The 25,931-nt window shown below is 70.1% G+C and carries 26 protein-coding genes; 14 read left to right on the top strand and 12 right to left on the bottom strand.

Translation table 11 applies throughout. The features are described 5' to 3' along the window. Positions 1-18: 18 nt before the first annotated feature. The 4 genes from TSO221_RS11415 (at position 19) to TSO221_RS11400 (ending at position 3,817) form a co-directional block, all read left to right on the top strand. Positions 19-1,308, top strand: coding sequence for a DUF2066 domain-containing protein (locus tag TSO221_RS11415; protein WP_109118615.1), 1,290 nt, complete (start codon positions 19-21; stop codon positions 1,306-1,308). Between the two features lie 201 nt (positions 1,309-1,509). Further along, positions 1,510-2,070, top strand: coding sequence for a CDP-alcohol phosphatidyltransferase family protein (locus TSO221_RS11410; protein ID WP_109118614.1), 561 nt, complete (start codon positions 1,510-1,512; stop codon positions 2,068-2,070). Further along, positions 2,067-3,134: an AI-2E family transporter gene (locus TSO221_RS11405; RefSeq protein WP_109118613.1), complete on the top strand. Its 1,068-nt coding sequence runs from the start codon at positions 2,067-2,069 to the stop codon at positions 3,132-3,134. Before TSO221_RS11410 ends, TSO221_RS11405 begins: the two co-directional genes overlap by 4 nt. Then, on the top strand, positions 3,131-3,817 hold the full coding sequence (locus TSO221_RS11400; RefSeq protein ID WP_109118612.1) for a DnaA/Hda family protein: 687 nt from the start codon (positions 3,131-3,133) through the stop codon (positions 3,815-3,817). The genes TSO221_RS11405 and TSO221_RS11400 overlap by 4 nt, the downstream gene beginning before the upstream one ends. Here the strand turns inward: TSO221_RS11400 and TSO221_RS11395 are convergent. From TSO221_RS11395 to TSO221_RS11385, 3 genes are all read right to left on the bottom strand, one after another. After that, positions 3,771-4,349 (bottom strand): sugar O-acetyltransferase, encoded by a 579-nt coding sequence (locus tag TSO221_RS11395; RefSeq protein WP_109118611.1) that lies wholly within the window; start codon positions 4,347-4,349, stop codon positions 3,771-3,773. The two genes, TSO221_RS11400 and TSO221_RS11395, sit on opposite strands and share 47 nt — an antisense overlap. 30 nt (positions 4,350-4,379) lie before the next feature. After that, positions 4,380-5,834 (bottom strand): CYTH and CHAD domain-containing protein, encoded by a 1,455-nt coding sequence (locus tag TSO221_RS11390; protein WP_247878010.1) that lies wholly within the window; start codon positions 5,832-5,834, stop codon positions 4,380-4,382. A gap of 95 nt (positions 5,835-5,929) precedes the next feature. Continuing rightward, a complete protein-coding gene (locus tag TSO221_RS11385; RefSeq protein WP_109118609.1) occupies positions 5,930-6,445 on the bottom strand; it encodes a histidine phosphatase family protein in 516 nt (171 codons plus the stop codon). A gap of 129 nt (positions 6,446-6,574) precedes the next feature. Between TSO221_RS11385 and TSO221_RS11380 the strand changes: the two genes are divergently transcribed. The 3 genes from TSO221_RS11380 to TSO221_RS11370 are packed head-to-tail and all read left to right on the top strand — an operon-like array spanning position 6,575 to position 10,797. Then, positions 6,575-8,725: an RNA degradosome polyphosphate kinase gene (locus TSO221_RS11380; protein WP_109118608.1), complete on the top strand. Its 2,151-nt coding sequence runs from the start codon at positions 6,575-6,577 to the stop codon at positions 8,723-8,725. A gap of 1 nt (position 8,726) precedes the next feature. Further along, positions 8,727-10,238, top strand: coding sequence for an exopolyphosphatase (gene ppx, locus TSO221_RS11375; protein ID WP_109118607.1), 1,512 nt, complete (start codon positions 8,727-8,729; stop codon positions 10,236-10,238). A gap of 4 nt (positions 10,239-10,242) precedes the next feature. Beyond that, positions 10,243-10,797: a GNAT family N-acetyltransferase gene (locus TSO221_RS11370; RefSeq protein WP_109118606.1), complete on the top strand. Its 555-nt coding sequence runs from the start codon at positions 10,243-10,245 to the stop codon at positions 10,795-10,797. A 16-nt stretch (positions 10,798-10,813) separates the two neighbouring features. On the opposite strand, the gene TSO221_RS11365 is transcribed toward TSO221_RS11370, so the two are convergent. Further along, on the bottom strand, positions 10,814-12,109 hold the full coding sequence (locus TSO221_RS11365; RefSeq protein ID WP_109118605.1) for a hypothetical protein: 1,296 nt from the start codon (positions 12,107-12,109) through the stop codon (positions 10,814-10,816). A gap of 254 nt (positions 12,110-12,363) precedes the next feature. After that, the gene (gene rnd, locus TSO221_RS11360; protein ID WP_109118604.1) at positions 12,364-13,527 is read right to left on the bottom strand and encodes a ribonuclease D; all 1,164 of its coding nucleotides are present in this window, start codon (positions 13,525-13,527) and stop codon (positions 12,364-12,366) included. Positions 13,528-13,666: 139 nt separating this feature from the next. On the opposite strand from rnd, the gene aspS reads away from it, so the two are divergent. Continuing rightward, positions 13,667-15,484 (top strand): aspartate--tRNA ligase, encoded by a 1,818-nt coding sequence (aspS, locus tag TSO221_RS11355; protein WP_109118603.1) that lies wholly within the window; start codon positions 13,667-13,669, stop codon positions 15,482-15,484. A gap of 231 nt (positions 15,485-15,715) precedes the next feature. Here the strand turns inward: aspS and TSO221_RS11350 are convergent, their stop codons facing one another. Both TSO221_RS11350 and TSO221_RS11345 read right to left on the bottom strand, forming a co-directional pair. Continuing rightward, entirely contained in the window at positions 15,716-15,940 is a 225-nt protein-coding gene (locus TSO221_RS11350; RefSeq protein ID WP_109118602.1) for a hypothetical protein, read from the bottom strand. Between the two features lie 102 nt (positions 15,941-16,042). Next, the gene (locus TSO221_RS11345) at positions 16,043-16,876 is read right to left on the bottom strand and encodes a cell envelope integrity EipB family protein (RefSeq protein ID WP_247878009.1); all 834 of its coding nucleotides are present in this window, start codon (positions 16,874-16,876) and stop codon (positions 16,043-16,045) included. Positions 16,877-16,981: 105 nt separating this feature from the next. Between TSO221_RS11345 and TSO221_RS11340 the strand changes: the two genes are divergently transcribed. Beyond that, positions 16,982-17,962, top strand: a complete 981-nt coding sequence (locus tag TSO221_RS11340; protein ID WP_109118600.1) for a D-glycerate dehydrogenase — start codon at positions 16,982-16,984, stop codon at positions 17,960-17,962. Positions 17,963-18,136: 174 nt separating this feature from the next. Beyond that, positions 18,137-18,865 carry a GGDEF domain-containing protein gene (locus tag TSO221_RS36375; RefSeq protein WP_109118599.1) on the top strand — a complete coding sequence of 243 codons (729 nt, stop codon included), beginning with the start codon at positions 18,137-18,139 and terminating at the stop codon, positions 18,863-18,865. 78 nt (positions 18,866-18,943) lie between these two features. Here the strand turns inward: TSO221_RS36375 and TSO221_RS11330 are convergent, their stop codons facing one another. Continuing rightward, positions 18,944-19,729, bottom strand: coding sequence for a rhomboid family intramembrane serine protease (locus TSO221_RS11330; protein ID WP_109118598.1), 786 nt, complete (start codon positions 19,727-19,729; stop codon positions 18,944-18,946). Between the two features lie 173 nt (positions 19,730-19,902). Between TSO221_RS11330 and TSO221_RS11325 the strand changes: the two genes are divergently transcribed. Then, positions 19,903-20,313, top strand: a complete 411-nt coding sequence (locus tag TSO221_RS11325) for a response regulator (RefSeq protein ID WP_109118597.1) — start codon at positions 19,903-19,905, stop codon at positions 20,311-20,313. A gap of 7 nt (positions 20,314-20,320) precedes the next feature. After that, positions 20,321-21,736 carry a PleD family two-component system response regulator gene (locus tag TSO221_RS11320; protein WP_109118596.1) on the top strand — a complete coding sequence of 472 codons (1,416 nt, stop codon included), beginning with the start codon at positions 20,321-20,323 and terminating at the stop codon, positions 21,734-21,736. A 260-nt stretch (positions 21,737-21,996) separates the two neighbouring features. Here TSO221_RS11320 and ftsH read toward each other — a convergent pair whose 3' ends face one another. Together ftsH and TSO221_RS11310 are read right to left on the bottom strand one after the other, a co-directional pair. Continuing rightward, positions 21,997-23,772, bottom strand: a complete 1,776-nt coding sequence (gene ftsH / locus TSO221_RS11315; RefSeq protein ID WP_109118595.1) for an ATP-dependent zinc metalloprotease FtsH — start codon at positions 23,770-23,772, stop codon at positions 21,997-21,999. A 167-nt stretch (positions 23,773-23,939) separates the two neighbouring features. After that, positions 23,940-24,116 (bottom strand): CsbD family protein, encoded by a 177-nt coding sequence (locus tag TSO221_RS11310; protein WP_109118594.1) that lies wholly within the window; start codon positions 24,114-24,116, stop codon positions 23,940-23,942. A gap of 160 nt (positions 24,117-24,276) precedes the next feature. On the opposite strand from TSO221_RS11310, the gene TSO221_RS11305 reads away from it, so the two are divergent. Together TSO221_RS11305 and TSO221_RS34955 are read left to right on the top strand one after the other, a co-directional pair. Beyond that, positions 24,277-24,546 carry a DUF3126 family protein gene (locus tag TSO221_RS11305; RefSeq protein ID WP_109118593.1) on the top strand — a complete coding sequence of 90 codons (270 nt, stop codon included), beginning with the start codon at positions 24,277-24,279 and terminating at the stop codon, positions 24,544-24,546. Positions 24,547-24,695: 149 nt separating this feature from the next. Further along, on the top strand, positions 24,696-24,911 hold the full coding sequence (locus TSO221_RS34955) for a hypothetical protein (RefSeq protein ID WP_146208775.1): 216 nt from the start codon (positions 24,696-24,698) through the stop codon (positions 24,909-24,911). 15 nt (positions 24,912-24,926) lie between these two features. Here TSO221_RS34955 and TSO221_RS11300 read toward each other — a convergent pair whose 3' ends face one another. Continuing rightward, positions 24,927-25,259 carry a hypothetical protein gene (locus TSO221_RS11300; RefSeq protein ID WP_109118592.1) on the bottom strand — a complete coding sequence of 111 codons (333 nt, stop codon included), beginning with the start codon at positions 25,257-25,259 and terminating at the stop codon, positions 24,927-24,929. A 175-nt stretch (positions 25,260-25,434) separates the two neighbouring features. After that, positions 25,435-25,905 (bottom strand): hypothetical protein, encoded by a 471-nt coding sequence (locus TSO221_RS11295; protein WP_199229454.1) that lies wholly within the window; start codon positions 25,903-25,905, stop codon positions 25,435-25,437. Positions 25,906-25,931 lie beyond the last annotated feature (26 nt).

Below are 25,931 nucleotides of genomic sequence, written 5' to 3'. Positions count from 1 at the left end.
GAATCGGAAGGCATTGCAATGCTCCACCGCAGCCGCCGGGCGCTTTGCGCCGGCATCGCCGCCCTGCTTCTGGCGCTGGCCGGGCACACGCCCCCGGCCAGCGCCCAGGTCGCGCCCGCGGCGCAGGCCGACGCCTTCACCGTCTCGGGCGTGAAGGTGGACGTCACCACCGCCAACCCCAACGCCGGACGCGACCAGGCGATCGGCGAGGCACAGCGCAAGGCATGGGACACGCTGTACCAGCGCCTCGTGCCCGGCGGGCGGGCGCCGAAGCTGTCGGACAACGACATCGCCCGCCTGGTGGCGGGCTTCGAGATCGATGAGGAGAAGCTGGCGGCCAACCGCTACGTCGGTTCGATGACCGTGCGCTTCCGGCCGCAGGCGGTGCGCGACCAGCTCGGCGGCAGCGGCGCCGCCTACATCGAGCCGCCGGGCCAGCCGCTCGTCGTGCTGCCGGTGACCGTGGTGGACGGCCGGCCGGTCCTGTGGGAGGACCGCACCCCCTGGCGCTCGGCCTGGGAGGTGCGCGAGCGCGGCAGCTCGCTGGTGCCGCTGGTGGTGCCGGAGGGCGAGATGGAGGATCTCCAGGCCATCGGCGCCCAGGACGCGGTGAACGGCGCGGCCGACCCGCTGGCCGCCATCGCCCGGCGCTACAGCGCCGGCGGCGTGGTGGTGGCGCGCGCCGCGCTGCCGGCGTCGGGAGAGCCGACTCGGGGGCAGCCGCTGGCGGTGGACGTCGTCCGCTACGGCCTGGACGGCTCGCGCGAGCAGTTCCCGGTCAGCGTCCGCGTCGATGGCGACGACCGCCCGTCGGACGCGCTGGCGCGCGGAGTGACCTTCGTCGCGGCGGCGCTGGACGAGGCGTGGAAGCGCGATAACGCGGCGGTGACCGGTGGCGAGCAGACGGTCGCGGTCGCGGTGCCGGTCGGCCGGCTGGAGGATTGGATCGAGACGCGCAAGCGGCTCGCCACCGTGCAGGCGGTGACCCGCACCGATCTGCTGGCGCTGAGCCGGGTGGAGGCGCTGGTGGCGCTGACCTTCCGCGGCGACGTCGAGCGGCTGCGGCAGGCGATGGCGCGCCGCGACCTCGGCCTGACGCAGGCGGCGCCGCGCGTCGATGCCGGCGTGGTGCCGGCCCCGGCGCTGGAACTGCGCGCCCTGCCCAGGGGCGCCGGGCTGAGCCAGCCGGCGGCGTCGCTGCCGGCCCCGGCCCCGGCGGCGGTGCCGATGGCCGCCCCGGCCGAGCCGGGCACCATGATGGGGGCGCCGCCGCGCGACCTCGGCACGATTCCGGCGCGGCGGTATTGATGCGGTGGCGGGCTTACCGCACAGTGGCCGCCGTTTCTTCCGCCCCTCTCCCTTGACGGGATCGGCGCGCGCAAGCGCCGATGGTTGGGGAGAGGGTGGCAAACGTAACCTGCGGGCTTCGCCCGCGCCCCCTCTCCCCAACCCCTCCCCCGCGAGGGGGGAGGGGCTTGACCATGCCCCGCAGAAGGAGAGGGGAAGCGCGTGAGCATCCCCAACACCATCACCCTGGGCCGGCTGCTGTCCGCCCCGCTGGCCGTCTACCTGATCCTGGCCGGCGAGCTGGGCTGGACGTTCTGGCTGTTCATGGCGGCCGGCGCCTCGGACGCGCTGGACGGCGCCATCGCGCGCATGTTCCGCGCCCGCACGGCGCTGGGCGCCTACCTCGACCCGATCGCCGACAAGGTGCTGCTGGTCAGCGTCTACGTGGCGCTGGGCAACGTCGGGCAGCTGCCGCTGTGGCTGGTCATCCTGGTGGTGTTCCGCGACCTGATGATCGTCGGCGGCGTGCTGCTGGCCTACACGCTCAAGGAATCGCTGGCGATGCAGCCGCTCGGCATCAGCAAGCTCAACACCGCGGTGCAGCTGGTGCTGCCGGTGGCGGTGCTGGCGCCGCACGGGCTCGACTTCACGCAGCCGGTCTTCTACGGCTACGACCTGGTGCGGCTGCTGGTGTGGCTGTGCACCGTCACCACCGTGGCCTCCGGGCTGGCCTATCTGGGGCGTGGCCGGATTCTGTTCGACCGCACCGGGGGCATCAAGTGAACCAGGCCCGGCACCTGCGCTTCTGGCTGATCGGCTTCGCGCTGTTCGCGATGGTGGTGTGGGTGCTGGCCGGCATGCTGCTGCCCTTCGTGGCGGGGCTGGCGATCGCCTATTTCCTCGACCCCTCGGTGGATCGGCTGGAGCGCGCCGGGCTGCCGCGCTGGACGGGGGCAGTGGTGGTGCTGCTGTCCTTCGTGCTGGTGGCGTTCTGCTTCGTGCTGCTGCTGCTGCCGCTGGTGCAGGCGCAGGCGGTGCTGCTGGTCGACACGCTGCCGCACTACGCCCAGGTGCTGCGCGAGCGCGTGCAGCCGACCATCGAGGACCTCGTGCACCGCCTGTCGCCGGAGGACGTGGAGCGCCTGCGCACCGCCGCCGGCGAGTACGCGGGCGAGGCGGTGGGCTGGGTCGGCCGGGTGCTGCGCGGCCTGCTGTCGGGCGGGCTGGCGCTGTTCGACGTGTTCTCGGTGCTGTTCATCACGCCGGTGGTCGCCTTCTACCTGCTGCGCGACTGGGACGTGCTGGTCGCCCGGGTGGACGGCTGGGCGCCGCGCCAGCACCTGTCCACCATCCGCGCCCAGGCGCAGGAGGTGAACCGCACGCTGGCCGGCTTCGTGCGGGGCCAAGCGCTGGTGTGTCTGGTGCTCGGCCTGTTCTACGCGCTGGGGCTGTCGGCGGCGGGGCTGAACTTCGGGCTGGTGGTGGGGCTGCTGTCGGGCCTCCTGTCCTTCATCCCCTTCGTCGGCACGCTGTTCGGCTTCGTCACCTCGACCGGGCTGGCGCTGCTGCAGTTCGACTCGCTGTGGCGGGTCGGGATCGTCGTGGCGATCTTCATCATCGGCCAGATGGTCGAGGGCAACGTGCTGACGCCCAAGCTGGTCGGCGACAAGGTCGGGCTGCACCCGGTGTGGGTGATGTTCGCGCTGCTGGCCGGCGGCAGCCTGTTCGGCTTCGTCGGTGTGCTGCTGGCGGTGCCGGTGGCCGCGGTGATCGGCGTGCTGACCCGCTTCGCCCTGGGCCGCTACCTGCAGAGCGACTACTACAACGGCGCGGTCGACAGCCCATGACCGCTCCGGCCCAGTTGCCCCTGGACCTCGGCTTCCGCCCGGCGATGGGCGGCGAGGACTTCCTGGTGGCGCCCAGCAACGGCGACGCGGTGGCGTGGCTCGACCGCTGGCCGGCGTGGCCGGCGCCGGCGCTGACCGTGTGGGGGCCGCCGGGCTGCGGCAAGACGCACCTCGGCCAGGTCTGGCGGGCGCGCAGCCGCGCCCCGCAGGTGACCGGCGCCGCGCTGGAGGACGCCGACCTGCCGGCGCTCATCGACGCGGCGCGCGCCGTGGTGGTGGACGACGCCGATGCGGTGGCGGGCAAGCCGGGGCGGGAGCGGGCGCTGTTCCACCTCTACAACCTCGCCCGCGACTGCGGCGGGCACCTGCTGCTGCTGGCGCGCAAGGCGCCGGCGCGCTGGCGGGTGAAGCTGCCCGACCTGCGCTCGCGCCTCAAAGGCGCCCCGGCGGTGGGGGTGGAGGCGCCGGACGAGGCGCTGCTCGCCGCGGTGCTGGTCAAGCTGTTCGCCGACCGCCAGCTGATCCCGAGCCAGGAGGTGATCGGCTACCTGCTGGCGCGCATGGAGCGCTCGCTGGACGCGGCGCGCCGGGTGGTGGCGGCCATCGACCGCGCCTCGCTGGCCAAGCAGCGGCCGGTCACCGTGCCGCTGGTGCGCGGGGTGCTGGCGGAGATGGAGGGGTAGGCCGCACCCGCGCCGGGTTGCCGGCCACGGTGGCGCCGGGCGGCACATCGCGGGTCACCACGCTGCCGGCGCCGATCACCGCATCGTCGCCGACCGTGACACCGGGCAGCAGGATGGCGCCGCCGCCGATCCAGACGTTGCGGCCGATGCGCACCGGCCGGCCGAACTCCAGGCCCTGGCGGCGCGGCTCCGGGTCGCGCGGGTGGTCGGCGGCGTAGACCTGCACGGCCGGGCCGATCTGCGTGCCGTCGCCGACCTCGATCCCGACCACGTCGAGGAACACGCAGTTGAAGTTCAGGAACACCCCGGCGCCCAGGCGGATGTTGAAGCCGTAGTCGCAGTGGAACGGCGCGCGGACCAGCGTACCCTCGCCAACGGCGCCGAGCAGCGCTCCGAGGGCGGAAGAATCGCCGCTGTTGAAAGCGTGCAGCAGCGCCTGGGTGCGCTGCTGGTCGGCCTGGATCTCCGGGTCGGCGGCGCAATAGAGGTCGCCGGCCAGCATGCGCTGCTTCTGGGTGCGGTCGTCGGTCATGGCGAGGAGATGGGGCGGTTTCCGCCGCCGTCACCCCCAGAACACCGCCGCCGCCCGGAATGCCTTCACGCGCTCCGCCAGCGCCTTGCGGTGCTGCGCCGCCGTCCGTTCCAGCGGCTTGACCGCCTTGCCGCCGGCCAGGGTCGCCAGCCGCTTCTCCGCCACCCGCAGGTCGTGCAGCGCGTCCAGCGTGCCGTACAGCGTGTCCAGCGCCGCGCCGTAGGGGCGCACGGATGCCGGCGGGTAGAGACCGCGGAAGAACTCCACGCCGTAGCGCAGCGTGCGCAGGCGGCGGCGCAGGCGTTCCGGAGTCTCGGTCTTGCGCGCCCTGGTGTGCCGGGCCGCCAGCCAGGGGCCGGCGAGGTCGGCCATCGGCGCGTCGAGGCGGGTGCGGGCGATGCCGGCGTGCCAGTGCCCCTCCTCCAGCCAGACCCCCAGCGCCAGCAGCAGCGCCGTGCAGCGCGGCTCGCGCAGGGCGGCCACGGCGCGCTCCGCCGCCGGGCTGCGGGCTTCGGCCAGGGCGGGGGCGAGCGCCGGGTCGGGCAGGGCCGAGGCCAGCACGTCCCACGCCCGCGCCGGCTTCAGGCGGTGAGCCAGCCAGCGGATCTCGTGCTCCAGCCGCGTCGCCTCGGCCGGGGCGATGACCGGCGCGAACAGCGTCAGCGCGGTGCGCAGGTGGCGCAGGGCGACGCGGATCCGGTGCAGGCCCTCGGCGTCGCCGCCAGCCAGCACGCAGGGCTCGTTGGCGAGGATCTGGCGCAGCCCGTGCCGCACGATGTGGCGGAACGCCTCGGCCACCGTGCTGAGCGGCGACAGCATGGGCGGGTCGCCCAGCACCGGTGCCGGCGCCCGCCCGGAGACCATGCGGTAGCCCAGCTCGGCCTTGCTCTCCATGCCGATGCGCAGGGGCACGGCGCGGTGCAGCTCCTGCGCCAGGGCGAACAGGCGGCCGATGCGGCCGGACTTCAGCTCCAGCTCCACCTCGCTGATCCGCTCGTCGCCGCGGCCGGCGGCGATGCTGCCGTCGTCGATGGCGACCTCGACGCTGGTCTGCGCGTCCAGGCGCAGCAGCGCCGCGGTGCGGGTGAAGTCGGTGGCGAAGATCGGCATCAGCTCGCCGCGCGCGTCCTCCGGCACCAGGGCGCCGGCGCCCTCGGCGTCGAGGCGGGTGAAGTCGATGGCGTCGCCTCCGGTATTGCCATCGAGGGGCCATTCCCACTCGCGCCGCACGGCGACCGCCGCGGCGTCGGCCTGCGGGTCGGCGGCGACGGTCTTCAGGCCCTGGATCCGCCGCGTCCCGTCGTGGCGCAGGCGCAGCGCGATGCCGCGCCCGTACAGGCGCAGGTCGGGCGTGTCGAAATAGACGGTGCGCAGCCGGCTGCTCACCGGTGCTCCCTCCGCCCGTTCCGCCAGCAGGGGCAGCGCCGCCAGCCGGGCGAGGTCGTCCGGGTGCACGTGGAGCTTCAATTCCACTTCATGCGCCATGGCGCCGGTCGGGGATGCGGGGAGCGGAGCGGTTGCCAACGCGATGCGGCCTCGGGTTCCGGGACGGGTGTCCTGAAATACCCCAAGGCCGGGGGTTATGCCAGCAGGCGTGGCCGCACGAACTCCACCAGATGGCCCTGGCCGGGGGAGACCGCGCGCCAGCGGCCGGTCTCGAAGGTCAGGATGGCGCAGCCGCCGGTGGGAAATTTCTCGGCCACCGCGCGCAGAACCTTCGGGTCTCCGAAGCCGGCGAGATGCTGGCTGAGGTGGTGCATGTCCGGGTTGTGGCCGACCAGCATCAGCGTTCCCACCGAATCGGGCGCCCCGCGCAACGCCTCCAGCAGGGCCGGCGCGCCGGCCAGATAGAGCCCGCGGTCGTGCTCGACGGGCACCTCGCGGCCCAGCGCCTCCAGCACCAGCGTCAGCGTGTCGGCGGCGCGTCTGGCGGTGGAGCACAGCACCAGATCCGGGTGGACGCCGCGGTGCTTCAGGTGGCGGCCGACCAGACCGGCGGCCTCCACCCCGCGCTCGTTCAGCGGCCGGTCGTGGTCGGCCAGCGTGGGGTCGTCCCAGCCGGACTTGGCGTGGCGCATCAGGCAGAGCGTCTTCATGGCGCAGGGCCTCCCGGCAGGGGGTTTTCACTGGACAAGCATGCCGTTTCGCCAAATCGTAATCCAGCTGTTGTAGGCTGTACGCCTATTTGAAACCCGTTCCCACCCCGGTTCTCCAGCGAGGCACCCGTGTCCGACGTTCAGCAGCTCGACGACTTCACCATCGACCCGGAATCGCCCGAGCGGTTCATCAACCGTGAGGTGTCGTGGCTGGCCTTCAACCAGCGTGTCCTGGAGGAGGCCTCGAACCCGCACCACCCGATGCTGGAGCGGCTGCGCTTCCTGTCGATCTCGGCCAGCAACCTGGATGAGTTCTATATGGTGCGCGTCGCCGGCCTGAAAGGGCAGGTGGCTGCCGGCGTCAAGGCGCCCAGCCCGGAGAACCTCACCCCCGCCCAGCAGCTGGCCGCCGTCAACCAGCGCATCATCGAGCTGATGAGCGCGCAGCAGAACGTCTGGCGCACGCTCAAGAAGGAGCTGCGCGACAACGGCATCGCCGTGGTCGAACCGGACGAGCTGTCGGACGCCGAGCGCGACTGGCTGGAGGCCAAGTTCCTCGACGACATCTTCCCGATCCTGACGCCCATCGCGGTGGACCCGGCGCACCCGTTCCCGTTCATCCCGAACCTGGGGTTCTCGCTGGGCCTGCAGCTGCACGACACGGTCAAGGGCACGCACCTGGACGCGCTGGTGCCGCTGCCGGCACAGCTCGACCGGTTCATCCGGCTGCCGGGGTCGGACATCCGTTTCATCCAGCTGGAGAAGGTGGTGCTCACCTTCATCGACCAGCTGTTCCCTCCGTTCCAGGTCAAGGCGCACGGCGTCTTCCGCATCCTGCGCGACAGCGAGATCGAAATCGAGGAGGAGGCGGAGGATCTGGTCCGCACCTTCGAATCCGCGCTCAAGCGCCGCCGCCGCGGCAGCGTCATCCGGCTGGCCGTCGATGCCGGCATGGCCGCCGACCTGCGCGAGTTCCTGCGCGGCGAGCTGGGCGTGTCGAACGACGACGTGTTCATCCTGGACGGGCTGATCGGGCTGGTCGACACCAAGCAGCTGATCGTCGACGAGCGCCCGGACCTCGTCTTCCGCCCGTTCAACGCCCGCTTCCCGGAGCGCATCCGCGACTTCGGCGGCGACTGCTTCGCCGCGATCCGCCACAAGGACATCGTGGTCCACCACCCCTACGAGAGCTTCGAGGTGGTGGCGCAGTTCGTCCGGCAGGCGGCGCGCGACCCGCAGGTGGTGGCGATCAAGCAGACGCTGTACCGCACCTCCAAGGATTCGCCCATCGTCGCCGCGCTGATCGAGGCGGCGGAGGCCGGCAAGTCGGTCACCGCGCTGGTCGAGCTGAAGGCCCGCTTCGACGAGGAGGCCAACATCCGCTGGGCCCGCGACCTGGAACGCGCGGGCGCCCAGGTGGTTTATGGATTCGTGGACCTGAAGACGCACGCCAAGATCTCGCTGGTCGTGCGGCGCGAGAACAAGGCGCTGCGCAGCTACGTGCATTTCGGCACCGGCAACTATCATCCGATCACGGCCAAGGTGTACACCGACCTGTCCTTCTTCACCTGCGACCCGGCGCTGTGCCACGACGCGGCGGTGATGTTCAACTTCATGACCGGCTACGCCACGCCGAAGGTCCTGGAGAAGATCGCCATCGCGCCGATCACGCTGCGCAAGCGCCTGGTCGAGCTGATCGACGCGGAGATCGCCAACGCGAAGGCCGGCAAGCCGGCGCAGATCTGGGTGAAGCTGAACTCGCTGGTCGATGCGGAGATCATCGACAAGCTCTATCAGGCGAGCCAGGCCGGCGTGATGGTGGACATGGTGATCCGCGGCATCTGCTGCCTGAGGCCCGGCATCAAGGGCCTGTCGGAGAACATCCGCGTGCGCTCCATCGTCGGACGCTTCCTGGAGCACGGGCGCGTGGTGTGCTTCGGCAACGGCCACAAGCTGCCCAGCCCGCACGCCAAGATCTACATCTCCTCGGCCGACTGGATGCCGCGCAACCTCGACCGCCGCATCGAGACGCTGGTGCCCATCGAGAACCCGACGGTGCACGAGCAGGTGCTCGACCAGATCATGGTCGCCAACTACAAGGACGAGACCAGCTCCTGGCTGCTGGGGCCGGACGGCGTGTACCACCGCGTCCAGGAATCGGGGCCGGACGCGTTCAGCGCGCACACCTACTTCATGACCAACCCCAGCCTGTCCGGCCGCGGGTCGGCGCTGAACAGCAAGCGCACGCCGCCGCGCCTGAAACTGAAAACGGTGTCGTAAGATGGCAGCCGAGGAACGCCGGGGGGCGCCGCGCCCGGAGACCATCGCGGTCATCGACATCGGGTCGAACTCGATCCGATTGGTGGTCTACGATGGGCTCAAGCGCTCGCCGGTGCCGATCTTCAATGAGAAGGTGCTGTGCGGCCTGGGCCGCGGCGTCGAGAAGAGCGGGCGGCTGAACCCCGACGGCGTGCGCGCCGCGCTGGCCCACCTGCCGCGCTTCCGGCAGATTGCCGAGGGCATGCGGGTGCCGCGGGTGGACGTGCTGGCCACCGCCGCGGTGCGCGACGCCAGGGACGGCCCCGCCTTCGTCAAGGCGGTGGAGCAGGCGACCGGGTTGAGCGTGCGCATCGTCAGCGGCGAGGAGGAGGCGCAGCTCGCCGCCAACGGCGTGCTGTCCGGCACGCCGGAGGCCGACGGGCTGGTCGGCGACCTCGGCGGCGGCAGCCTGGAGCTGGTCACCGTCTCCGGCCACGCGCTGGGCCAGCAGGTGACGCTGCCGCTCGGCCCCTTGCGGCTGATGGAGGCGGGGGAGAGCCGCGGCGCGCTGATCAAGGCCATCGACCAGCATCTCGACTCCCTGCCGTGGCTGGGCGAGGCCAAGGGGCGCACCTTTTATCCGGTGGGCGGCAGCTGGCGGGCGCTGGCCAAGCTGCACATGGAGCAGACCCGCCATCCGCTGCACATCATCCACCATTACACGGTGCCGGCCGGCGACCTGCGGCAGTTCGCCGACCTGATCGCCCGGCAGAGCACGGCGACGCTGACCAAGCTGGCCGGCTCGCGCCGGCGCGGTGACACGCTGCCCTACGCGGCGCTGGTGCTGGAGCGGCTGATCAAGGCGGCGGGGCCGCGCGACGTGGTGTTCTCCGCCTACGGCCTGCGCGAGGGGCACCTGTTCTCGCTGCTGGCGCCGGACGTGCGGCAGGAGGACCCGCTGCTGGCGGCCTGCGCCGACTGGGGGCAGAGGTTCTGCCGCTTCGGCGACCCGTCGCTGCTGGTGCCGTGGACGGCCGGCCTGTTCGCCGGCGAGGACGCGCTGGGCCAGCGGCTGCGCAACGCCGCCTGCCTGCTGAGCGACGTCGGCTGGGCCGAGCACCCGGACTACCGCGCCGAGCACGCCTTCCTGCGTGTGCTGCGCTACCCGTTCCCCGGCTGCGATCACGCCGAGCGGGTGTTCCTGGCGCTGGCCTGCTACGCCCGTTACGCCGGCACCATCGACGCGCCGGTGACGATGGGGGTGCGCGGCCTGCTGTCTGACGCGCAGCAGAAGCGGGCGCTGGTGCTCGGCCTGGGGCTGCGGCTGGCACTGAACCTGACCGGCGGGGCGAGCGCCTTCCTGCAGCGCACGGCGCTGAAGCTCGGCGGCGAGTCCCTGGTGCTGACTCTCCCCGACGACACCGAGGCGCTGGACGGCGAGACGGTGCGCCGGCGGTTGGACGCGCTGGCCAAGGCGCTGAACCGGCGGGCCGAGGTGGTGACCACCCCGCCGCGCCCGCTGGCGGCTGAATAGCGGTATGGATGTTCCCGCGGAATTCCCGTCGCTGTCAACCGACCGCCTGACCCTGCGCGCCGTCACGCCGGACGATGCGGGGATCTTTCATGCGATCCTGTCGGTGCCGGAGGTCACGCGTTTTTCAAACTGGCCCGACGCACCGACGGAGGAGCAGGCGGCGGCGATGGTGCGCGAGATGGCGGGCAAGTTCGCCGCTGGATCGGGATGCTCCTGGATCATTGTGGAGCGCCCGACCGGTGACGCCATCGGTGCAGTGCGCTTCAACTACGTCATCCCACCGTGGAAATGCGGCGGAATCGGCTACGAACTGCACCCGCGCGCATGGGGCCGCGGTTTCATGACCGAGGCTCTGCGGGCGGTCGTCGGATGCGGCCACCGGGTGTTCGGGCTGAACCGCATCGAGGCCTGGACGCTCGCCGGCAACGGCGCCTCCGACCGCGTGCTGGAGAAGGTCGGCTTCCGCTACGAGGGCACTGCGCGAGGCCGTGCGTGGTTCAAGGGTGCCTTCCACGACTTCCGCAACTTCGGCCGCGTCGCCGCCGACCCTACAGGCTGACGGCCGGGCGGCGGTCTCAGTCCGTCATGCCCTTGGCGGCGGAGATGGCGTCGCGGATGCTGACGCCCTTGCGCAGGATGTTGTCCACCGCACGGCCCTGCACCAGCTTGATGCCGGCCCTGTAGGCGTACACCAGGCTCGACACCGTGTCGCAGCGGGCCAGGATGAACTTGCAGCGGTCCTGTTCGCCGATCCGCTCGAAGAAGTACTTCTCGAACGCCGGGTCCATCTCCAGCATGTCGTTGGACCAGAAGATTTTGGCGTAGTCGGCGTTCAGGTACTCCAAGTCGAAGTTGGTGACCCAGAACGGGTTCAGCCCGTCCACCGCGATCTGGTAGCGGCGGTCCTGCGCGAAGTCGACGACCTCCTGGAACAGCTGGAGGTTCTCGATCAGGTCGCCCTTGGAGATCTCCAGCACCACCTGCCCGCGGAAGTCGATGGGCAGGCGTTCGTCGAACTTGATGAAGCCGGTGGAGATCACCGTGGACAGGTTGATGTTGATGCCGATGCGCCGGCCGCGCATGAAGCTGAGGCCGTGGTTCAGCGCCCGCAGCACCGACTGGTCGAGGTTGGCGGTGAAGTAGTTGAACAGCCACTTGTTGGCCGTCAGGTCATACTCCGGGCACAGCCGCTCCTGCAGCAGCTTGATCGAGATGTACAGCTCGAAGTACGCCATCTCGTCCTCGGCCGTCGGGTCGAGGTTGGCGATCGCCTGGTTGAAGAGGAACGGCGACAGGTCGAACATCTGCATCGAGCGTTCGAGCTTGCCCAGTTCCTCCAGCGTGATCGGCGGCTTGGTCTCGGCGACCGCGGTGCCGGACTCGCCGGACGCCAGCTCCTCCACGAACCGGATGACGTTGATGAAGTTCAACGCCAGTTCCATGATCGAGTAGAGCGAGTACTCCTTGTACGGGTTCGGCCCGGTCAGCGTCGTCTTCGACAGGAAGACCTGCTCGACCTTCTGGCAGACGTCGGTGACGCCGGTCAGCTTCAGACCCTTGTAGAGGACGATGACGTCGCCGTTCGAGATGTTGAAGGACTGCAGGTAGGACGCCTTGGTCCCCAGCTCCTGGATGATGGTGCGCACCACCATCTGCGCCGTCGGGTCCTTGTCCTTCAGCAGCGACAGGTGCATGTGGATGAGCCGCATGCCCTGCAGCTCGCTCTTGGCCGAGCGCAGCAGGTTCAGCAGCTTGTCATTGTCGAAGACCGGGCCCTTTTCCTGCTGAGCGGCGACGGCCTGCTGCTTCTCCGAGGTGGAGAGGCGTACCCGGTCTCTGCCGACCGGCGGCCTGCCGCGAAAACTGCTCATCCAGAAGTCCCCCAGACCGCTTTCTCGTTTACCTTGCCCCGGTGGGGACCGCAACGATCATCCGCGGCGGGCCGCCCCTCGAACCCAATACCGCTCGGGTATGTTACGCTTAGGTATCTTTAACAAGGCATTAAAGCGTGGTTAACATAGGAATTACCAATCAAATTTTCCTAGTTTGCGGGCGCAATCATGCACCGCGCCACCTCCAGCCGGTCATTTTGCTTAACGGAAGGGGAGGCCGGAGCCTCCCGATCCTACTCTTCGACCACCTCGGTGGGGACGATGCGCACCCGGCGATCGAGGATCGCCAGCGCGATTCGCCCGTGCTTCAGAGCCAGCGCGTCGTTGCCGAACATCTCGCGCCGCCAGCCGTGCAGGGCCGGCACGTCGGCGTCGTCGTCGGCGGCGATGGCCTCGAGGTCGGAGGCCGAGGCCACCAGCTTGCTGGCGACATGGTTCTCGTCGCACTTCATCTTGAGCAGCACGCGCAGCAGCTCGACGATCGGGGCGATGCCCTGCGGCGGCTCCTCGCGCGGCTCCAGGCGCGGCAGCTCCGACTCCGGCAGGTCGAGCGCGCGCTGCACGGCGGCCAGCACGTCGGCCCCCTGGCGCCCCTCCGCGAAGCCGCGGCCCATGCCGCGGGTGCGGGCGAGGTCGTCCACGGTGGTCGGCGCGTGCGCGGCGATCTCCAGCATCGCCTCGTCGCGCAGCACGCGCGAGCGCGGCAGGTCGCGGCGCTGCGCCTCGCGCTCGCGCCACGCCGCCAGCTCCTTCAGCACGGCCAGGAAGCGCGGCTTGTTGGTGCGCACCTTGAGGCGCATCCAGGCGGTCTCGGGGTCGGACTCGTAGGTGGCGGGGTCGGTGAGCACCGCCATCTCCTCCTCCAGCCAGTGCTCGCGCCCGGTCTTGTGCAGGCGGCGGCGCAGCTTCTCGTAGGCGGGGCGGAGGTGGGTGACGTCGGACAGCGCGTACTGCAACTGGCGGTCGGTCAGGGGGCGCTGCGACCAGTCGGTGAAGCGGCTGGATTTGTCGATGCGGGCGCCGGCCAGCTTGGTGACCAGCGTCTCGTAGCCGACGCTGTCGCCGAAGCCGCAGACCATGGCGGCGACCTGCGTGTCGAACAGCGGGTGCGGGATCTTGCCGGTGAGGTGGTAGAAGATCTCCACGTCCTGGCGGGCGGCGTGGAAGACCTTGAGGATCGCGGGATCGTTCAGCAGCTCGATCAGCGGCGCGAGGTCCATCCCCTCGGCCAGCGGGTCGATGGCGGCGGCCGACTTCGGCCCGGCGACCTGCACCAGGCAGAGCTGCGGGTAGAAGGTCTTCTCGCGCAGGAACTCGGTGTCGACGGTGATGTAGTCGGCGCCCGCGAGGTCGCGGCAGAACGCCGCGAGGTCGGATGTGGTGGTGATGAGAGTCATGGCCGCGTTACATACACGAGCCGCGGGCGGTGGGAAAGGGGGGCGTCACGCTTCCCACCCTTGACATTCCCGCGCTCCCGGTGTGCTCTGGCGGCCATTTTCCGCGCGGAAACCATCGATTCCCAAGGCAGCTCGACCCATGCACCCCTATCGCACCCACACCTGCGGCCAGCTTCGTGAAGAGGATGCCGGCTCCACCGTCCGCCTGTCGGGCTGGATCAACCGCAAGCGCGACCACGGGCAGCTCCTGTTCATCGACCTGCGCGACCACTACGGCATCACGCAGTGCGTGATCGACAACTCCAAGCCGGACTTCGCCACCGCCGACCGGCTGCGGCTCGAGTCCGTCGTCACCATCACCGGCAAGGTGGTGAAGCGCACGCCCGAGACCATCAACGACAAGATGGCCACCGGCCGCATCGAGGTGCAGATCCAGGAGCTGACGGTCCAGTCCGAGGCCGAGACGCTGCCGATGCCGGTCAACCAGGAGGCCGATACGGGTGAAGAGGTGCGCCTGCGCTACCGCTTCCTCGACCTCAGGCGCGAGCGCATCCACGAGAACATCCTGCTGCGCTCGCGCGTCATCGCCTCGGTGCGCCGCCGCATGATCGACCAGGGCTTCACCGAGTTCCAGACGCCGATCCTCACCGCCTCGTCGCCGGAGGGGGCCCGCGACTATCTGGTGCCGAGCCGCAACCACCCCGGCAAGTTCTACGCGCTGCCGCAGGCGCCGCAGCAGTTCAAGCAGCTGCTGATGGTCGCCGGCTTCGACCGCTACTTCCAGATCGCGCCGTGCTTCCGCGACGAGGACGCGCGCGCCGACCGCAGCCCGGGCGAGTTCTATCAGCTCGACTTCGAGATGAGCTACGTCACCCAGGACGACGTGTTCGCCTCCATCGAGCCGGTGCTGCACGGCATCTTCGACGAGTTCGGCGCCTTCCGCCGCGAGGCGAAGCCGGCGGTCGATGGCTACCCGTTCCGCCGCATCGCCTTCGACGAGGCGATGCTGAAGTACGGCTCCGACAAGCCGGACCTGCGCAACCCGCTGGTCATCACCGACGTCACCAGCGTGTTCAAGCGTGACGACGTGGAGTTCCGCGCCTTCCGCCAGACCGTCGACAAGGGCGGCGTGGTGCGCGCCATCCGTGCGCCGAAGGTCTCCGACCGGCCGCGCAGCTTCTTCGACAAGCTGAACGACTGGGCGAAGGAACTGGGCGCCCCGGGCCTCGGCTACATCATCTTCGAGGCGGCGGGCGGCAAGGGCCCGATCGCCAAGTTCGTGCCGGAGGCGGCGCAGGCCGAACTGCGCACGCTGGTCGGCCTGGAGGACGGCGACGCGGTGTTCTTCGTCTGCGACCAGCCCGGCCCCGCCGCCAAGCTGGCGGGCCAGGCCCGCACCAAGCTGGGCCAGGAGCTGGACCTCATCGAGAAGAACGCCTTCCGCTTCTGCTGGATCGTCGATTTCCCGATGTTCGAGTACGACGAGGAGGCCAAGCAGGTCATCTTCTCGCACAACCCCTTCTCCATGCCGCAGGGCGGGCTGAAGGCGCTGCAGGAGATGGACCCGCTGGAGATCAAGGCCTACCAGTACGACATCGTCTGCAACGGCGTGGAGCTGTCCTCGGGCGCCATCCGCAACCATCTGCCGGAGGTCATGTACAAGGCCTTCGAGATCGCCGGCTACCCGGCGTCGGAGCTGGAGGCGCGGTTCGGCGGCATGCTGAGCGCCTTCAAGATGGGCGCCCCGCCGCACGGCGGCTCGGCCCCGGGCATCGACCGCATCGTCATGCTGCTGGCCGACGAGCCGAACATCCGCGAGGTCATCGCCTTCCCGCTGAACCAGCGCGCCGAGGACCTGCTGATGCAGGCGCCGGCCCAGGTGGACCAGACGCGGCTGCGCGAGCTGCACCTGAAGCTCGACCTGCCGAAGCCGAAAGTCGCCGCGCCGAAGGAGTGATGGCGGTTGGATCAAAGAAAAGCCCCGCTCGCTGGAGCGGGGCTTTTTCATGCCTGGGGCAAGAATTCACACGGATTTTGCGGATTGGGGCACGGATTACACGGATTTTCTTTTTTCGTGCTCAGCAACAGCTTGCGGGAAGGTGCAGGCGCCGCAAGCATAAAAAGATCCGTGTAATCCGTGCCCCAATCCGTGAAATCCGTGTAAACCCTGTTGCCCGCAAGGATCCGGTCACGCCGCCGCGGCGGGCGCCGCTTCGATCATGCGGTAGTAGCCGGTGTCGGAGAGAATCAGGCAGCTCAGCGTCTTGCTGTCGCCCTCGTCCTCGGTGCTGACGACGCGGGCGTGCGGGATGCCGAAGAGGTCGATGGTGTCCCTGACGCGCCAGGACCGGCCGTTCGCCGCGCCGACCGCCTGATAGACCTGCCCGACCTGCACGTGGTGCTTCTTGCGCATGCGCAAACCCTTTCCTGAAACCGAGGCGTCGGCAGCGGCCGCACCATGACTGCCACTCTGCCCGACTTGTGTCAAAATTGAGTAAACTTTTGCAACCGGCGTTCAGCAACCGGATTTCGGCAGCGCCTGCAGGGTTTCCAGGATCGCCTTGATGGTGAAGTCGCCGTAGTCGATCTGCATCGACTCCGCGATGCCGTTCTGCAGCAGGCGCAGGCTCATCTCGTACTCCGGCTGTGCAGAGTCGCTGTGCAGCGGGAAGAAGGCCATGCGCACCGGCCAGCCCTTCTTGCCCTTGGTCAGCTCGCCGCCCTGCGCGCCGTCGGCGCTGCCGGCCGCGCCGATGAAGGCGTTGACCTCGGTGCTGCCCTCGGCGTCGGCGCCGTCGAACACCGTGGCGTTGAAGAAGCGGTCACCGGCCTTGGCGTGCTGCAGGATGCCCAGCGTGTGCGAGGTGGGGAACATGCTGCCCACGGGCAGCGCCATCTCCTGCTCCTCGGGCTTGCTGAAGCGGGCCTTGCCGGCGGCGCCGGCCTTGTCCAGCGTCGCCTCGCCGCGGATGTCCTCGTCGGTCTCGCCGTTGACCTTCTTGAGGACGTTGAAGCGGTAGCGCAGGCCGTTCTTCGCCTCCCAGGTCGTGTAGTTGGTGTTCATGTTCATCGCCTCGCCTTCGGAATAGACGAAGCGGAGCTGGAAGCGCTGTTCGGTGGTCCAGCCGTCGCAGGCGTCCGCCCACTCGAACATCATGCGGCCGGTGACGCCGCTGACCTTCGAGCTGTTGCGCGCCGAGGACAGCGACATCTTGTAGATGGCGCGGTGCGGCTGGATGTCCGCGATCACGCCGGCATCGAGCGCCCGGGCGGGCGGCACCGTGGCGGCGAACAGGGCGCCGAGCACAGCGGCGGCGGCGATGCGGGCGGCGGATCGGCGGTTGCGCAAGGTGGCGTCCACGGTGATTGGGGCCTATCACTGGAAGAGTATGGGTGTTGTGGCGCGGATCGGAAGGCCCGCCAAGCCCTTTTCAACGAACGGGGAGGTGGTGTGATGCAATCTTCGCACGCTGTGGCGCGGCCGTCGCTGTTGTTGACACGCAAGCTGCCGGACGCGGTGGAAGCGCGCGCGGCGCGCGATTACCGCGCCGTGCTTAATACGGATGACACGCCGCTCTCCGGCGCGGAGATCGCAGCGCGGGCATCCGGCATGGACGGAATCCTGTGCTGCGCCGGCGACCGGCTGGACGCCGCCGCCATCGCCGCGTTGCCGGACAGCGTGCGCATCCTCGCCACCTTCTCGGTCGGTACCGACCACATCGACCTCGCCGCGGCCAGGGCGCGCGGGCTGATCGTCACCAACACGCCGGACGTGCTGACCGACGCCACCGCCGACATCGCGCTGCTGCTGATGCTGGGCGCCGCCCGGCGCGCGTCGGAGGGCGAGCGGATGATCCGCGCCGGCGCCTGGACCGGCTGGACGCCGACCCAGCTGATGGGCACGCACCTCGGCGGCAAGCGCCTCGCCATTCTCGGCATGGGTCGAATCGGCCGGGCGGTGGCCGAGCGCGCCCGCGCCTTCGGCATGGCCATCCACTACCACAACCGCAGCCGCCTGACGCAGGACCTGGAGCAGGGGGGCACCTTCCACGCGGACGCGGAGGCGATGCTGGAGCACGCCGACGTGCTGTCCTTCCACTGCCCGGCGACCAGGGAGACCACGCACTGGCTGAACGCCGCGCGCATCGAGCGGCTGCCCCGCGGCGCCATCGTCGTCAACACGGCGCGCGGCGCGGTGGTGGAGGACGCGGCGCTGATCGCCGCGCTGAGGAGCGGCCGGATCGCCGCCGCCGGCCTGGACGTGTTCGAGGGCGAACCGAACCTCAACCCCGCCTACCGCGACCTGCCCAACACCTTCCTGCTGCCGCACCTGGGCAGCGCCACGGTGGAGACGCGCAACGCCATGGGCTTCCGCGCCCTGGACAACCTGGACGCCCACTTCAACAAGAGACAAATACCGGACAAAGTTATCTAAAATACGGCAGATTCTGCCGGGCGTGCCGGGAGGCGCGGGCAGTTCCTGCCGGGGATGAGGGGGCGGCGGCGGCTTTTGCCGGGTCATGGAGTAAGAGATTCCAAGGCGTTAGCGATTGGCACGACGGTTGCTTGGATCCAGGCGAAACGTGCCTCGTACCGACGGAGCCGACCCATGAACGCCACGGTGACCGCCTTCCCGCCCTCCGCTCTCCTGCGCTCCGACGCGCCGGGCCCGGCCGGTGTCTGGTTTCGCGACGTCGCCAGCGACCCGGTCCGTCTCGCCGCCCTGCTGTCCAAGCTGGCCGAGGCGGAGGAGACGATCACCCAGCAGCAGGAGCGGATCGCCTACCTGGAAAGCCTGACCATGACGGACGAACTGACCGGGCTGGTGAACCGCCGCGGCTTCAACCTGCAGCTGAAGCGCGAGCTGGCGGCGGCGCGCCGGGCCGGGCAGGGCGGCGGCGTGCTGGTGATGATCGACCTGGACGGCTTCAAGGCGATCAACGACACGCACGGCCATCTGGCCGGCGATTCCTACCTGCGGCAGGTGGCCCGGCTGCTCCAGGCGCACGTGCGCCAGCACGACGTGGTGGCGCGGCTGGGCGGCGACGAGTTCGCTGTGCTGCTGACCGACACCGACCCGGCGACCGGCGCCGCGCGCGCCGCCGAACTGGCGCAGTTCGCCAATCGCGCGCACGCCATGTGGAACGGGCAGGAACTGCCGGTCCGCTTCTCGGTGGGCGTGCAGCCCTACGGCCCGGCCGACCACGAGGACGAGGTGATCCGCCGTGCCGACGCGAAGATGTACCGCCACAAGGGCAGCAAGGGCGGCAGCAAGATCCGGCGCGACCGCAAGCCCAAGCGCGCCAAGCCGGCCAAGGCTGTCCGCCGCGCCGCCTGACCAGTTACAGGGGTGCGGAGATCCGCCGGGGCTTTGCCCCCATGATCTCCCCGGCGCCTCCGTGCCCCTGTACCCCCTCTACCGCCGCCAGCGGTTCCCCGCGTCCGGCACGCTGCCCCGCCGCCTTACCGCGGCCGAGGCCGGCATCACCGCGAAGGGCGTGCTGTGCGCCGGCTCCAGCACCTCCACGCCGCGCCGCTTGAACGGGAACACCAGCAGCGCCCCGGCGACGAAGCCGCCGACGTGCGCCCAGAAGGCAACGCCGCCCTCGTCCGATGTCGGCGTGGCGACGCCGCTGAGGATCTGGCCGAGGAACCAGACGCCCAGCACGATCAGCGCCGGCACGTTGATCAGCCGCACGAAGATGATGATCCACATCAGCACCCGCACGTTGGCCCGGGGGTGCAGCACGAGGTACGCCCCCAGCACGCCGCCGATGGCGCCGCTGGCGCCCAGCATCGGTACCTCGGACAGCGGGCTGGCGAGGCTCTGGGTCAGCGCCGCCGCGGCGCCGCACAGCAGGTAGAACAGCAGGAAGCGGCCGCGCCCCATGCTGTCCTCGACGTTGTTGCCGAAGATCCAGAGGTACAGCATGTTGCCGCCCAGGTGCAGCACGCCGCCGTGCAGGAACATGGAGGTCGCCACCGTGGCCCAGGACGGCACCACCTGCAGCGCATCGGGCAGCTCGGCGTAGCCGAACAGCACCGCCGGCACCACGCCGTAGGCGTACACCGCCAGCTCCCCGCCCCGCGGCCCCAGCGACACCTGCCAGCCGTACACCAGGATGCACAGCGCGATCAGCGCGATGGTGACGACGGGGGTGCGGCGCGTCGGGTTGTCGTCGTACAGGGGTATGAAGAACATGCGGGTTCCTGTATGACAAAGGGGCAAAGGTAACGACAATTTAACCCTCACCTTGTATCTGGGAAGACGGGAAAAGCACCCCCGGCGCCGTCGGCGGCGGGGATCGCCAAACGCGAACGTGGTCGAGGGCCGCACAGCCGCCGGGCTGGACGGGACTCCGGGGGAGCAAGTCAATGTCGGCACCGAATGGCTTCGCCGAGGCGGCGGACCAGGGCAGAGCGGCCAAGCGGGTCCTCATCGTCGAGGACAACGAGCTGAACATGAAGCTCTTCCACGATCTGCTGGAAGCCCACGGCTACGCCACGCTGCAGACGCGCGACGGCCTGGAGGCGCTGAAGATGGCGCGCCTGCATCGGCCCGACCTCATCCTGATGGACATCCAGCTGCCCGAGGTGTCGGGCCTGGAAGTGACCAAGTGGATCAAGGAGGACGAGGAGCTCAAATCGATCCCGATCATCGCCGTGACCGCCTTTGCGATGAAGGGGGACGAGGAAAAGATCCGCGAGGGCGGCTGCGAGGACTACATCGCCAAGCCGATCTCCGTGACCAAGTTCCTCGAAGCGGTCCAGCGGTTCCTGAGCTGAGACGCCGATGTCAGCCCGCGTCCTCGTCGTTGACGACGTCCTGCCGAACGTGAAGCTGCTGGCGGCGAAGCTGACCCGCGAGTACTTCGACGTCATCACCGCCTACAACGGCCCGGAAGCCCTGGACCAGGTGCGCAAGGAAGCGCCCGACATCGTGCTGCTCGACGTCATGATGCCGGGCATGGACGGGTTCGAGGTGTGCGAGAAGATCCGCTCCGACCCCTCCACCATGCACATCCCGGTGGTGATGGTGACGGCGCTCTCCGACGTGGCCGACCGCGTGCGCGGCCTGGAGTCCGGCGCCGACGATTTCCTGACCAAGCCGGTCAACGACATCGCGCTGTTCGCGCGGGTGCGCTCGCTGGTCCGTCTCAAGATGATGATGGACGAGTGGCGGCTGCGCGAGAACACCTCCGGCCAGTTCGGCGTGATCGAGCCGACCACCGGCACGCTGCTCAGCGAATCGCACGAGAAGGCGCGGGTCCTGGTGCTGGAGGACTCGGCGCTCGACCTGGACAAGATCACCGACACGCTGGCCCGCGACAGCAACCACGTGGTCGCTGCCGAGACCGGCGCGCGGGCGCTGGAGCGCGCGCTGTCCGACGATTTCGAGCTGGTGATCATCAGCCTGACCCTGCTGAACGAGGACGGGCTGCGCCTGTGCTCGCAGCTGCGCTCGCACGAGCGCACCCGGCAGGTGCCGATCCTGCTGGTGGTGGACGAGGGCGACCTCAACCGCGTCGCCAAGGGGCTGGAGCTGGGCGCCAACGACTACGTCATCAAGCCCATCGACCGCAACGAGCTGCTGGCGCGCGTGCGCACGCAGATCCGCCGCAAGCGCTACCAGGACCGGCTGCGCGCGAACTACGAGCAGAGCCTGTCGATGGCGCTCACCGACAGCCTGACGGGGGTGTTCAACCGCCGCTACGTCAGCGCGCACCTGCCGCGCCTGCTCGACCGCGCCATCGACAACCACAAGCCGGTGTCGGTGCTGATGTTCGACATCGACCACTTCAAGGTGGTCAACGACACCTATGGCCACGACGTCGGCGACGAGGTGCTGAAGGAGGTGGCGACGCGCGCCAGCCGCAACCTGCGCACCTTCGATCTGGTGGCGCGCCTGGGCGGCGAGGAGTTCATCGTCATCCTCCCCGACACCGACGGCGAGGGCGCGGCCACGGTGGCCGAGCGCCTGCGCCAGCGCATCGGCGACACGCCCTTCACGGTCTCGGCCCCGGTGGGCGAGATCGCGGTGACGGTGTCGGTCGGCGTGTCGATCGGCGGCCGGCTGGGCGACACCGCCGAGGCGGTGGTCAAGCGCGCCGACGAGGCGCTCTACGACGCCAAGCGCCGCGGCCGCAACTGCGTGGCGGTCGATCCGCGCGGCGACATCGCGGAACTGCACATCAGCCCGGTGCGGTAGGGGCTTCTTTTCAAAAAGTATGGTGAAGTCCTCCCCCGCCTCCGGCGGGGGCGTGGAGCCGATGCCGAAGGCATTCGCGGCAAGGCCGCGAAAGGCGGAACGCGGTTGCCCGACTTGCGGGCAACCGTGAGGGGACCCGCGCCGCAGGCGCGGGAAGGTGGGGGCTACGGCGCGGGTGGCAGGCGTTGATTCTCGTGCGCGCGGCTGCCCCCCACCCAACCCTCCCCCGCCGGAGGCGGGGGAGGGGGCTTTTGATGGCCTTACGCCGCCTCGGTCTCCAGCTTCGGCTCGGCCATCGCCGTGATCTCCGCGCCGCTCAGCGTCTCGTGCTCCAGCAGCGCCTCGGAGATGGCGTCGAGCGCGGCGCGGTTGCCGGTCAGCAGGCGCCTGGCGCGCTCCATGCCCTCGTCGGTGATGCGGCGAACCTCCTCGTCGATCAGCCAGGCCATGCGTTCCGACGTGGCGCTGCCGGGCTCCGCCGTGTGGGCCACGAAGCCGACGCTCTCGCTCATGCCCCAGGCCTTCACCATGCGCCGGGCGATGTCGGTGGCGGCGCGGAAGTCGGCCTCGGCGCCGGTGGTCACCGCGTCGGGGCCGAACACCAGCTCTTCCGCCGCGCGGCCGGCCATGGCGACGGCGATGTCGGCCAGCAGCTTGGCGCGCGACAGCGACACCCGGTCGCCATCCGGCAGCCGCACCACCATGCCGAGCGCCCGGCCGCGCGGGATGACGGTCGCCTTGTGGATCGGGTCGGCCTCCGGGATCTTCACCGAGACCAGGGCGTGCCCGGCCTCGTGAACCGCGGTCAGCCGGCGCTCGTGGTCGGAGAGCGCCAGGGTGCGGCGCTCGGTGCCCATCAGCACGCGGTCCTTGGCGGCCTCGAAATCGTTCATGTGGATGATGACGCGGCCCTGGCGCGCCGCCGACAGCGCCGCCTCGTTCACCAGGTTGGCCAGCTCGGCGCCGGAGAAGCCGGGGGCGCCGCGCGCCACCGTCTTCAGGCAGACGTCGGTCGCCAGCTTGCAGCGGCCGGTGTGCACGCCGAGGATCGCCTCGCGCCCGGTCACGTCGGGCGGGCTGACGTGGATGTGGCGGTCGAAGCGACCGGGGCGCAGCACCGCCGCGTCCAGCATCTCCACCCGGTTGGTGGCGGCGATGATGACCACGTCGCCGCCATCGACGACGCCGTCCATCTCGACCAGCAGCTGGTTCAGCGTCTGCTCCTTCTCGGAGTGGGAGTTGGCCTCGCCGCGCTTGCCGGCCAGCGCGTCGATCTCGTCGATGAACAGGATGCAGGGCGCCTTGGCGCGCGCCTGCTTGAACAGGTTGCGCACGCGCGCGGCGCCCAGGCCGACGAACATCTCGACGAAGTCGGAGCCGGACGCGGCGAAGAACGGCACCCCGGCCTCGCCGGCCGCCGCCTTGGCCAGCATGGTCTTGCCGGTGCCCGGCGGGCCGACCAGCAGCAAGCCCTTGGGCACGCGGGCGCCGGCCATGGCGAAGCGGTGCGGGTCCTTGAGGAACTCCACCGTCTCGCGCAGTTCCTCCTTCGCCTCATCGACGCCGGCGACGTCGTCGAAGCGGACGCGGCTGTCGTCGGGGTGCAGGCGGGTGGCGCGGCCCATGCCGAAGAAGTTGCCGCCGCTCAGCGCCAGCGCGCCGATCATCAGGCCGACGATGATCACCGGCGCCAGCTTGTCGAGCACCGTCATGGTCTGCGGCATCAGCCCGTCCGGGCCGTCGTCGAAGGAGATGGCGATCCTGCGCCCGCGCAGCTCGCTCAGCAGGTCGTCGGTTACGGGCACGACGATGCGGTACTGCTTGCCGTCGGCGGCGGTGGCGCGCGCCACGTTGTTGCCGAACACCACCGAGGCGACGTCGCCGCGCGCCGCCATGTCGACGAATTCGGTGTAGGTGGCGTTGTCCTGCGCCGCCTTGCGCGAATAGTCGTTCCAGGCGGCGAAGATGAACCAGCCGCTCACCAGAGCGAGGACGGCGGCGATGGCGATGGTCGCTCGGCGGGGCAGGTGCGGCATGTCCACTCTTACGGCTCGGAACGCGATTCGGATCATGAATGCGTTGCCGGCGCCGCGGCATCAACCGCTTTCGTAGTGCGGCTTTTCTTTGACACGGATGAAGAAGCGTGGCCTGCGCCGTAAAAGCGCGAAGGGACGGCGCGTCGGCCGCCCCTCCAGTCCGGTGTTTACTTGTGGCCGCGCAGGGCGTCCTTGATGCCGCCGATGGCGTTCTGGATCTTGCCCTTGACCTTGTCCATGGCGCCTTCCTGCTGGAGCTTCTGGTCGCCGGTGACGCGGCCGGCGGCCTCCTTCAGGTCGCCCTTCATCTTGGTGCCGGAGCCTTCGATGCGATCGCGGTCCATGGTCTCCTCTCCAAAGCTGTGTCGCCACCACAAACAGGAGAGGGTGCGCGAAAGTTTCCCGGAAAATGCATGGCTGGGGCTGTCCGGTGCAGTTCGGCCTTCCCATATCGCCGCGAGGCACTATTGTCGCGCCCATTCCCACAAACATCGCGGAACCGCCATGCCGCCCAGCAAGCCGACACAGGCCGCCAAGTTTTCCGACACCGAGATCGCCCGCGTGCAGATGTACCTGCGCCGGACCTTCGGCAACGACAAGATCGCCGTGGAGGCACCGCAGAAGGCCGGCCAGTCCGCCGAGGTGACCATCGCCGGCGAGTTCGTCGGCACCCTGCACCGCGATGTGGAGGACGGCGAGGTCTCCTACGCGCTCCACGTGGTGATTCTGGAAGAGGACCTGCCGACGCCGCAGGTGCCGAAGCCGGCACGCTGACCGCCGTCCGCCTCCTCCCCATACCTTCGGTGGAAGGGAGTAGGCGGTTTGACACGGCTGCTAACCCCTCTGTCCGGCTGGGCGCCGCGGCGCCCTTCCGGTAAAAGGCGCCCCCAGCGAAACAGGGGGCTTCCGCCCGAGGGGAAAACGTGCCGCGTCTGTTCTGTGCCTGCTGTGGTCGTCCGTTCGAACGCCCGTCGACGCGCGGGCCGTCTCCGCTCTACTGCTCGGCCGACTGCCGCCGCCAGATGGCGGTGCGCCGCCGCGCCTGGACCCGCGCCGACCTGATCGGCGCGCTGTCGTTGCCGCAGCAGGGCGGGCGCGACATCACACGCGCCCCCAGCCGCGGCCGGTACGCGGCCTGATCTGACCCGAGGAACTTACTCGCCGCGGGGCGGCGGGCGCAGCGGGCGGCGCTCGACGATCGGGGCCGGGCGCGGCTTGTTGAAGCCGCCGCCGGGGCCGCCGCCGTAGCCGCCTCCGGCCGGACGCGGCGGCGCCGAGTCGTAGGAGGGCATGTCGCGCACGCGGAACACCCCGCGCTCCGCCGGCAGGCTCTCCGCCAGGACCACCACCGAGTTCAGCGAGACCTGCCCGTCGGCGCCGCCCGCGAAGGGCTTCAGCCGGCCGTCGGCCACGTAGCCGCTGACCTCCTCGACGGTGCATCCCAGCCACTTGGCAGCTTCGGTGAGTGAGAGCGGCTGATCGCGCATGGTGGGTCCCTGTGCCTTGGCGTTGTCTTGCGTGTCGTCTCGACCATCACATGGTCGGCGCATCGGGGACGGAACAGCCCCGCCGCGCCGCGGGGGCGCGCCGTGGAACGGCACACTCCACCCGTGACAATAGGCGGTTTGCTCGCGCGTGTCGCGCGTTGTGTGCGCCGCCGCGCTACTTTCGCCGGATCATGCGCAGCGCCAGCGCCGCGCCGACGCCCCAGGCGCCGTTGACCAGCGGGCCGACCAGCACGCCGGGGAAGCTCCAGCCGCCGGCGGACGGCAGTCCCTTCAGCGGCTGCACGACGAACCACGCCACCAGCGTCGGCCCCAGAGCGCCGAACGCGGCGGCGGCCAGCCAGTACCCGGCGCCGCGCGGGAAGCGCCCGGCGACGCCGGCCAGCGCCACGCCCCACACCCCGCCCCAGAAGGCCGAGGACAGCACCGCCGGCACGCCCAGCGGCGGCACCGGCTGGAGCTGGAAGGGGGCGCGCGCCACGATGCCGGCAAGGTGGAGCAGCCCCACCATGCCCTGGTGGAACACCAGCACGGCGAGGAAACCGGACAGAAAGCCGGCGAGGGCGCAGGCCGCCGGGCGGCGGAAACGCGGTTCGGGATGCGGGATGGGGAATTGAGTATGGGTCATGCGGGGCGGGGGGGGGGCCCGGGGCC

This window comes from Azospirillum sp. TSO22-1 (assembly GCF_003116015.1).
Classification (GTDB): domain Bacteria; phylum Pseudomonadota; class Alphaproteobacteria; order Azospirillales; family Azospirillaceae; genus Azospirillum.
The sequence above is the reverse complement of the archived record's forward strand: the minus strand, read 5'-3'. Positions and strand labels throughout refer to the sequence as shown.

Excerpts from the sequence above, each read along its gene's own strand:
- TSO221_RS11310 (WP_109118594.1), bottom strand. The coding sequence starts at position 24,116 with ATGGACCGCGATCGCATCGAAGGCTCCGGCACCAAGATGAAGGGCGAC.
- TSO221_RS11370 (WP_109118606.1), top strand. The coding sequence starts at position 10,243 with ATGGATGTTCCCGCGGAATTCCCGTCGCTGTCAACCGACCGCCTGACC.
- TSO221_RS11390 (WP_247878010.1), bottom strand. The coding sequence starts at position 5,834 with ATGGCGCATGAAGTGGAATTGAAGCTCCACGTGCACCCGGACGACCTC.
- TSO221_RS11295 (WP_199229454.1), bottom strand. The coding sequence starts at position 25,905 with ATGACCCATACTCAATTCCCCATCCCGCATCCCGAACCGCGTTTCCGC.
- TSO221_RS11340 (WP_109118600.1), top strand. The coding sequence starts at position 16,982 with ATGCAATCTTCGCACGCTGTGGCGCGGCCGTCGCTGTTGTTGACACGC.
- TSO221_RS11325 (WP_109118597.1), top strand. The coding sequence starts at position 19,903 with ATGTCGGCACCGAATGGCTTCGCCGAGGCGGCGGACCAGGGCAGAGCG.
- TSO221_RS11365 (WP_109118605.1), bottom strand. The coding sequence starts at position 12,109 with ATGAGCAGTTTTCGCGGCAGGCCGCCGGTCGGCAGAGACCGGGTACGC.
- rnd (WP_109118604.1), bottom strand. The coding sequence starts at position 13,527 with ATGACTCTCATCACCACCACATCCGACCTCGCGGCGTTCTGCCGCGAC.
- TSO221_RS11300 (WP_109118592.1), bottom strand. The coding sequence starts at position 25,259 with ATGCGCGATCAGCCGCTCTCACTCACCGAAGCTGCCAAGTGGCTGGGA.
- TSO221_RS11385 (WP_109118609.1), bottom strand. The coding sequence starts at position 6,445 with ATGAAGACGCTCTGCCTGATGCGCCACGCCAAGTCCGGCTGGGACGAC.
- TSO221_RS11320 (WP_109118596.1), top strand. The coding sequence starts at position 20,321 with ATGTCAGCCCGCGTCCTCGTCGTTGACGACGTCCTGCCGAACGTGAAG.
- TSO221_RS36375 (WP_109118599.1), top strand. The coding sequence starts at position 18,137 with ATGAACGCCACGGTGACCGCCTTCCCGCCCTCCGCTCTCCTGCGCTCC.
- aspS (WP_109118603.1), top strand. The coding sequence starts at position 13,667 with ATGCACCCCTATCGCACCCACACCTGCGGCCAGCTTCGTGAAGAGGAT.
- TSO221_RS11400 (WP_109118612.1), top strand. The coding sequence starts at position 3,131 with ATGACCGCTCCGGCCCAGTTGCCCCTGGACCTCGGCTTCCGCCCGGCG.
- ftsH (WP_109118595.1), bottom strand. The coding sequence starts at position 23,772 with ATGCCGCACCTGCCCCGCCGAGCGACCATCGCCATCGCCGCCGTCCTC.
- ppx (WP_109118607.1), top strand. The coding sequence starts at position 8,727 with ATGGCAGCCGAGGAACGCCGGGGGGCGCCGCGCCCGGAGACCATCGCG.
- TSO221_RS11415 (WP_109118615.1), top strand. The coding sequence starts at position 19 with ATGCTCCACCGCAGCCGCCGGGCGCTTTGCGCCGGCATCGCCGCCCTG.
- TSO221_RS11305 (WP_109118593.1), top strand. The coding sequence starts at position 24,277 with ATGCCGCCCAGCAAGCCGACACAGGCCGCCAAGTTTTCCGACACCGAG.
- TSO221_RS11395 (WP_109118611.1), bottom strand. The coding sequence starts at position 4,349 with ATGACCGACGACCGCACCCAGAAGCAGCGCATGCTGGCCGGCGACCTC.
- TSO221_RS11350 (WP_109118602.1), bottom strand. The coding sequence starts at position 15,940 with ATGCGCAAGAAGCACCACGTGCAGGTCGGGCAGGTCTATCAGGCGGTC.
- TSO221_RS11330 (WP_109118598.1), bottom strand. The coding sequence starts at position 19,729 with ATGTTCTTCATACCCCTGTACGACGACAACCCGACGCGCCGCACCCCC.